Consider the following 6,461-nt stretch of genomic DNA (forward strand, 5'->3'; position numbering starts at 1 on the left):
TTTGAAAACTTCGCCGTTATGATCGGTCGTCTTTTAAGCAACTATTGACACACACATGAAGGCAAAAGCGATATTACTCGCCTCTGTCCTGCTTGTTGGGTGCCAGAATACTGGTAACGTCCAACAACACGCACAGAGCCTTTCTGCAGCTGGTCAAGGGGAAGCAGGAAAGTTTACAAGTCAGGCGCGATGGATGGACGACGGAACGTCTATCGCTGCTGATCAAGATTTGTGGGCTTTCATTGGTGACGAGCTAAAGATGGGAATTCCGGAAAACAGCCGGATTCGCGAACAGAAACAGAAGTATTTACGCAATAAGAGCTATCTCCACGATGTAACTTTACGGGCAGAGCCGTATATGTACTGGATAGCCGGGCAGGTTAAGAAACGTAACATGCCAATGGAACTGGTACTACTACCCATAGTGGAGAGCGCTTTTGATCCTCACGCAACGTCTGGCGCCAATGCCGCAGGTATTTGGCAGATCATTCCGAGCACGGGGCGCAATTATGGTTTAAAACAGACCCGCAATTATGATGCACGTCGCGACGTTGTGGCTTCCACCACCGCCGCACTGGACATGATGCAGCGTCTGAACAAGATGTTTGATGGCGACTGGCTGCTGACCGTAGCTGCTTATAATAGCGGTGAAGGACGTGTCATGAAGGCGATTAAAACGAACAAAGCCCGTGGTAAACCCACTGACTTTTGGTCGTTGCCATTGCCTCAGGAAACAAAGCTGTATGTGCCTAAAATGCTGGCATTGAGCGATATACTCAAAAACAGCAAACGCTATGGCGTGCGTCTGCCAACAACAGACGAAAGCCGCGCGTTGGCACGTGTTCGCTTGAGTAGCCCGGTTGAAATGGCTCAGGTTGCCGATATGGCGGGTATCTCCGTCAGCAAGTTGAAGACCTTCAATGCTGGCGTGAAAGGCTCCACGTTGGGTGCAAGCGGCCCGCAATATGTGATGGTGCCAAAGAAGCATGCAGAGAAGCTGCGTGAGTCTCTGGCTTCAGGCGAGATTGCGGCCGTACAGTCAACGCTGGTTGCGGATAACACGCCGCTGAACAGCCGTAGCTACAAAGTTCGCTCTGGCGATACGCTTTCCGGCGTCGCTGCACGTCTTGGCGTGAGCACGAAGGATCTGCAGCAGTGGAATAATCTGCGTGGGTCGTCGCTGAAAGTGGGCCAAAGTCTGACGGTAGGTGCGGGTACCAGCGCACAACGGTTAGCTAATAACAGCGATAGCATCACCTATCGTGTGCGTAAAGGCGACTCACTGTCGAGCATTGCCAAGCGTCACGGGGTTAACATCAAGGATGTGATGCGCTGGAACAACGATACGGACAATCTGCAGCCTGGCGATCAGCTAACGTTGTTTGTGAAAAACAACGGCATGCCGGACTCCTGATAGTATTGTAGAAATAAAGGCACTGGCTTCCCCCCAGTGCCTTTTTTATTTATCCCGCTTTATGCGCCTCAACCATGATCGTGTCGCTGGTAAACGAGCCATCTTCCTGCAACGCAAAATAGGTTTTCACTTCGGCAGAAGCACTCTGTTGGTAAACACGAATCGCGTCACTCAACGCTGCAGGCGTGCGCATCCGCGCCACCCACGAACTGAACTCCAGCGGCAGACGATCGGTTAACAAGGTATCGGCAATCAGATTGGCGTTATTGATTAATGACAGCCACTCTCCGCTGGAGTAGTTGCGGACGTGCGCGGTATCACGTAACGCCTCCACGGTTTGCAACCAGATATCACGTACAGGATGGCCTGGCGACATCACATCCATCACAATCAGCACACCGCCGGACTTCAGAACGCGATTCACTTCCCGCAGCGCACTCCCGACATCATGCCAGTGATGCGCGGAATAGCGGCTAATCACTACATCAAATACGTCATCTTCAAATGGCAGGCTTTCAGCATACCCCTGCTGTGTGACGATATTTTCCAGACCTCTGTCTTTTGCCGCTTCAGAGACCACTTCAAGCATCTGTGACGATAAATCATAAGCCACGACCTGCTTTACGTGTTGCGCAGCCACAAAGCTGGCGTGCCCCGCTCCGCATCCCATATCCAGTACGCGGGCCAGCGGAAATGCCGACAGCCTTTCTGCCAGACGTTGCAAGTCACGACCAGAGGCATGCACCGCACTGGTTAAATAGGCATTTGCCTGAGAGCCAAACTGCTTTTCGACGTTGTCATGATGAGAGCGTGTTGTCATTGTGTTGTCCTTCGGTTGTTGTGAAAAATGAAGGGCAACCATCACAGGCCTGCCCTACGGCAGACCTGACACACCGTTATTGTTCAGGTTTGCCGGGACTGAATTCAACGAGTAGCGGGTTATGGTCGGATGCGCGGGTAACCAGCACTGAGGCTTCACTCACGTTCAGACCGCGATAGAACACAAAATCGAGAGGACGACCAAACGCGCGGCGACGCTGATCGTCGGTAAAGCGCACCTGGCGCAGCGACATTTCACGCGCAAAGCGGTACAGCGCATTCATCCGTCGACGGCTCCAGGCATTAAAATCGCCAGCCATGATCACCGGGCCGCTGTGATGAGCAATCTGATCGCCAATGGGAAGTAATTGCTTACTATAGACATCAACGCCAAGGCTAAAGTTAACCGCGTGGATATTCACCACCATTAACAACCGAGTGTCAGGCAACGGGTACACCGTCACCAGCGCCGATTTCGCCAGCCGTAAAATAGGCTCACGCTCGCGCAATGGGCAACAGTATACTGGGTGAGCGGAGGAAAGCGTCATAACGCCAGAGGGATGCTGAGGCAGCACAAAGGCCGGAACCTGATCGGCCGCAAGATAATTAGCGGTCGCAAACTGCACCAGTTCTGGCGTGGTTTGCGCTTCCTGCAATAACACCAGATGCGCGTCTTTGCCAAAATTCTTCAACACCGACTGCCATTCAGCTCGCTGCTGTTTAAAAATATTCCATACCAGCACGCGAATGCGATCTTCACTGCTCAACGGTACGCCTGCGGGTAATGCCTGGCCAATATGCGCAAACGACCCTGGCGGTAAAATCCGCTCGGCGGGTTGTCCGGCAACATAACGCATGGCATAGGTGTTTTTTCGCACTTTAGACTTTCAAACCTCTGTAACGTCAACCAGTCCGCAGCCGGACTGGTTCTTCTGTTATAGGGATTTTAGCAGTCACTTTCAACGAACAATTGCAGTTTGTTTTGTAAGTGGGCGCTTACATCAATGATTTACCCCAAAACAACGCGCGCGGGCTTATCAAGACGACCGCTGAGCCACATTAGCAGGAAAGCAACCAGGACAATAAGTGCGCCAATCCACGGCGTCTGCGCCAGACCATAATGCTCGACCGTTTGTCCACCAATCACTGAACCCAGTGCAATGCCAATGTTAAACGCCGCAATATTCAACCCTGACGCCACATCAACAGCATTAGGCGTAAATTGTTCCGCTTTCTGTACCACGTAGACCTGCAACCCTGGTACGTTGCCAAAGGCAAAGATCCCCATCACCAGAATGGTAACCAGCGCGGCGTATTGCGTGGAAGCCGTCAGTTGGAAAACCATCAGCAGAACAAACAGCGCGGCGAAAATGAATTTCAACGCAGGAACCGCACCATGCTTATCCGCCAGCTTACCGCCCCAGATATTGCCGATAGCCACTGATACGCCGTAACCCAGTAAGATCCAGCTTACTGCTGCCGGAGAGAATCCCGCCAGATCCTGCATCATCGGTGCCATGAAGGTAAATGCTGTGAACACGCCGCCGTAGCCCAGTGCCGTAACAGCGTAAATCAGCAACAGACGGGGATGAGTCAGCACTTTCACCTGGTCGCGAATGCTGGCGGCTGCACGACCGGGAATGTTGGCGGGGATCAGCAGTTGACTGCTGATCAGCGCAATCACGCCTAACATTGATACTGCAAGGAAAGTCTCACGCCAGCCAAAGTGCTGACCGATAAACGTACCCAGCGGCACACCCGTTACCAGCGCCACCGTTAAGCCGCCAAACATAATGGCAATGGAGGAAGCCGCTTTCTCTTTTGGCACCAGACTGGTCGCGATAGTAGAGCCAATCGAGAAAAATACACCGTGAGCTAGTCCCGTCAGCAAACGGGCGACAATGAGTGTCATATACCCGGGAGCTTGCCATGCCAGCAAATTCCCTGCCGTAAACAGGACCATCAGCGCTACAAGTAACTGTTTACGCGGCAGACGTCCGGTGAGAGCGGTTAGCACCGGTGCGCCAATCGCCACACCCAGCGCGTAAATTGAAACCAGCAGTCCGGCGGAAGGTAACGAGATCCCCAGCTGTTGCGCGATAGTCGGTACCAGGCCAACAATCACAAACTCAGTCGTCCCAATAGCGAAGGCACTAATTGTGAGTGCAAATAAAGCGAGAGGCATAAATAACTCCATAACATCAGTAATCAGATGACACGCAGTATGCCGGGATGTTTTAATGACAAAAATATTCAAAATCTAAATATAATTTTGCTCCAGGTGCAAAAATGAAAGCGACATCCGATGAACTTGCGATTTTTGTGGCCGTTGTGGAAAGCGGCAGTTTCAGCCGGGCAGCAGAACAGCTCGGACAGGCTAATTCTGCGATCAGTCGGGCAGTAAAAAAACTGGAGATGAAACTGGGCGTAAGTTTGCTTAATCGCACGACCCGGCAGCTAAGTCTCACTGAAGAAGGAGAGCGTTACTTCAGACGTGTGCAGCAGATACTGCAAGAGATGGCAGCCGCAGAAACGGAAATCATGGAGTCGCGTAATACTCCGCGCGGTCTGCTGCGTATCGATGCGGCAACGCCGGTGATGCTGCATTTCCTGATGCCGCTAATCAAACCGTTCCGTGAGCGATATCCTGAGATGACGTTGTCTCTTGTCTCCTCAGAAACGTTCATCAATCTTATTGAAAGAAAAGTGGATGTCGCGATACGAGCAGGTACCCTGACTGACTCGAGCCTGCGTGCGCGCCCGTTATTTAGCAGCTATCGCAAGATTATCGCGTCCCCTGACTATATTGCCCGTTTTGGCAAGCCCGAGACCATCGAACAGCTAAAACAGCATCTGTGTCTGGGGTTTTCCGAACCCGTTTCACTCAATACCTGGCCGATTGCCTGTAGCGATGGACAGCTCCATGAGGTTGAGTGCGGGATTTCTTCCAACAGCGGGGAAACGTTAAAACAGCTTTGTCTGAGCGGTAACGGCATCGCATGTCTTTCAGATTATATGATTGATAAAGAGATTGCGCGGGGAGAACTGGTGGAACTGCTGGCCGATAAACGTCTGCCGGTCAAAATGCCTTTCAGCGCCGTTTATTACAGCGATCGTGCGGTCAGTACACGCATTCGGGCATTTATAGACTTTTTAAGTGAATATATAAAAACAGCTCCCGAAGGAGCTGTGAAAGAGGGTTAAAGAGTACAAAGGATCGAGCAATTAATCCCAGGCAGGAGCCAGTCCTTCCGGGCTGACAAGACGATCGTTGCAGTCCAGTGCTACGATCGCTTTTTTATCTTCGCCATCCAGATGCAGACCCAGCGCCAGCATGAACTCCTTAACGGATACTGCATCGCCCGGAGATGGCCAGTGGATCAGCGTCAGATCAACATAATCTGTACGCAGTTTCTTCAGGCTTTCTTTCAGGCTTGGGATTAGTTTGTCTTTGCTAAGATTTTCAATCCAGATCTTGGTGGTGAGGTACAACTCGTTACGCGGTACGCCGCTTTCGGCAATCACCTACCCCACAGCCGCTTCATTATCATAGATTTGCGCAGTGTCGACAGCACGGTAGCCCAGCTCAAGCGCCGTTTTAACAGAAGCGATAACCACGTCATCTTTCAGGCGGAAAGTGCCCAAACCGAATGCAGGGATAGCCATAGAATTCCTCTTTATAATCACTATGTTCGTTAATTAAAAAGATTATGGCCTTCAGCTCTTTATAGAAAAAGAGTGATAAATGCAGAGGATTTTTGCAGATGTAGCAATAATTAAATTGCAGGAAAAGAAAAAGCCCTGAGCTAATGCTCAGGGCTCTTAATAAGTGGCGGAACGGACGGGACTCGAACCCGCGACCCCCTGCGTGACAGGCAGGTATTCTAACCAACTGAACTACCGCTCCACCGAATTTCTTTGTCACTACCCGGATTATTCATCCCGGTTTACTGCAATTTGATGCCTGGCAGTTCCCTACTCTCGCATGGGGAGACCCCACACTACCATCGGCGCTACGGCGTTTCACTTCTGAGTTCGGCATGGGATCAGGTGGGACCACCGCGCTACAGCCGCCAGGCAAATTCTGTTTATCAACACACTTTTTAGTCTGTCGATGTCATCTGTATCAGGCTGAAAATCTGTCTCTTCGCCAAAACATCTTCGGCGTTGTAAGGTTAAGCCTCACGGTTCATTAGTATCGGTTAGCTCAATGTATCGCTACACTTAC

5 protein-coding genes, 1 tRNA gene, 1 rRNA gene and 1 pseudogene are annotated in these 6,461 nt (G+C 51.3%); 2 read left to right on the plus strand and 6 right to left on the minus strand.

The features are described from left to right. The first annotated feature begins 55 nt into the window (after positions 1-55). Positions 56-1,414 (plus strand): murein transglycosylase D, encoded by a 1,359-nt coding sequence (gene mltD, locus ACU8YC_RS12300; RefSeq protein WP_187252998.1) that lies wholly within the window; start codon positions 56-58, stop codon positions 1,412-1,414. A 49-nt stretch (positions 1,415-1,463) separates the two neighbouring features. Here the strand turns inward: mltD and ACU8YC_RS12305 are convergent, their stop codons facing one another. The 3 genes from ACU8YC_RS12305 to ACU8YC_RS12315 form a co-directional block, all read right to left on the minus strand. Then, positions 1,464-2,234, minus strand: a complete 771-nt coding sequence (locus ACU8YC_RS12305; RefSeq protein WP_446895375.1) for a class I SAM-dependent methyltransferase — start codon at positions 2,232-2,234, stop codon at positions 1,464-1,466. Positions 2,235-2,310: 76 nt separating this feature from the next. Beyond that, positions 2,311-3,111, minus strand: coding sequence for an endonuclease/exonuclease/phosphatase family protein (locus ACU8YC_RS12310; protein ID WP_151218483.1), 801 nt, complete (start codon positions 3,109-3,111; stop codon positions 2,311-2,313). A gap of 131 nt (positions 3,112-3,242) precedes the next feature. Beyond that, positions 3,243-4,418 carry an MFS transporter gene (locus ACU8YC_RS12315; protein WP_286543243.1) on the minus strand — a complete coding sequence of 392 codons (1,176 nt, stop codon included), beginning with the start codon at positions 4,416-4,418 and terminating at the stop codon, positions 3,243-3,245. A 104-nt stretch (positions 4,419-4,522) separates the two neighbouring features. On the opposite strand from ACU8YC_RS12315, the gene yafC reads away from it, so the two are divergent. Next, positions 4,523-5,437 (plus strand): DNA-binding transcriptional regulator YafC, encoded by a 915-nt coding sequence (yafC, locus tag ACU8YC_RS12320; RefSeq protein WP_151224173.1) that lies wholly within the window; start codon positions 4,523-4,525, stop codon positions 5,435-5,437. Positions 5,438-5,458: 21 nt separating this feature from the next. Here yafC and ACU8YC_RS12325 read toward each other — a convergent pair. From ACU8YC_RS12325 to rrf, 3 genes and pseudogenes are all read right to left on the minus strand, one after another. Then, positions 5,459-5,899, minus strand: a pseudogene (locus ACU8YC_RS12325) (aldo/keto reductase). Positions 5,900-6,063: 164 nt separating this feature from the next. Beyond that, positions 6,064-6,140: transfer RNA gene (locus ACU8YC_RS12330), tRNA-Asp, on the minus strand. A 55-nt stretch (positions 6,141-6,195) separates the two neighbouring features. After that, positions 6,196-6,311: ribosomal RNA gene (rrf, locus tag ACU8YC_RS12335) — 5S ribosomal RNA — on the minus strand. Between the last annotated feature and the right edge of the window lie 150 nt (positions 6,312-6,461).

The sequence above is a fragment of the Citrobacter sp. VF227 genome, assembly GCF_052950715.1.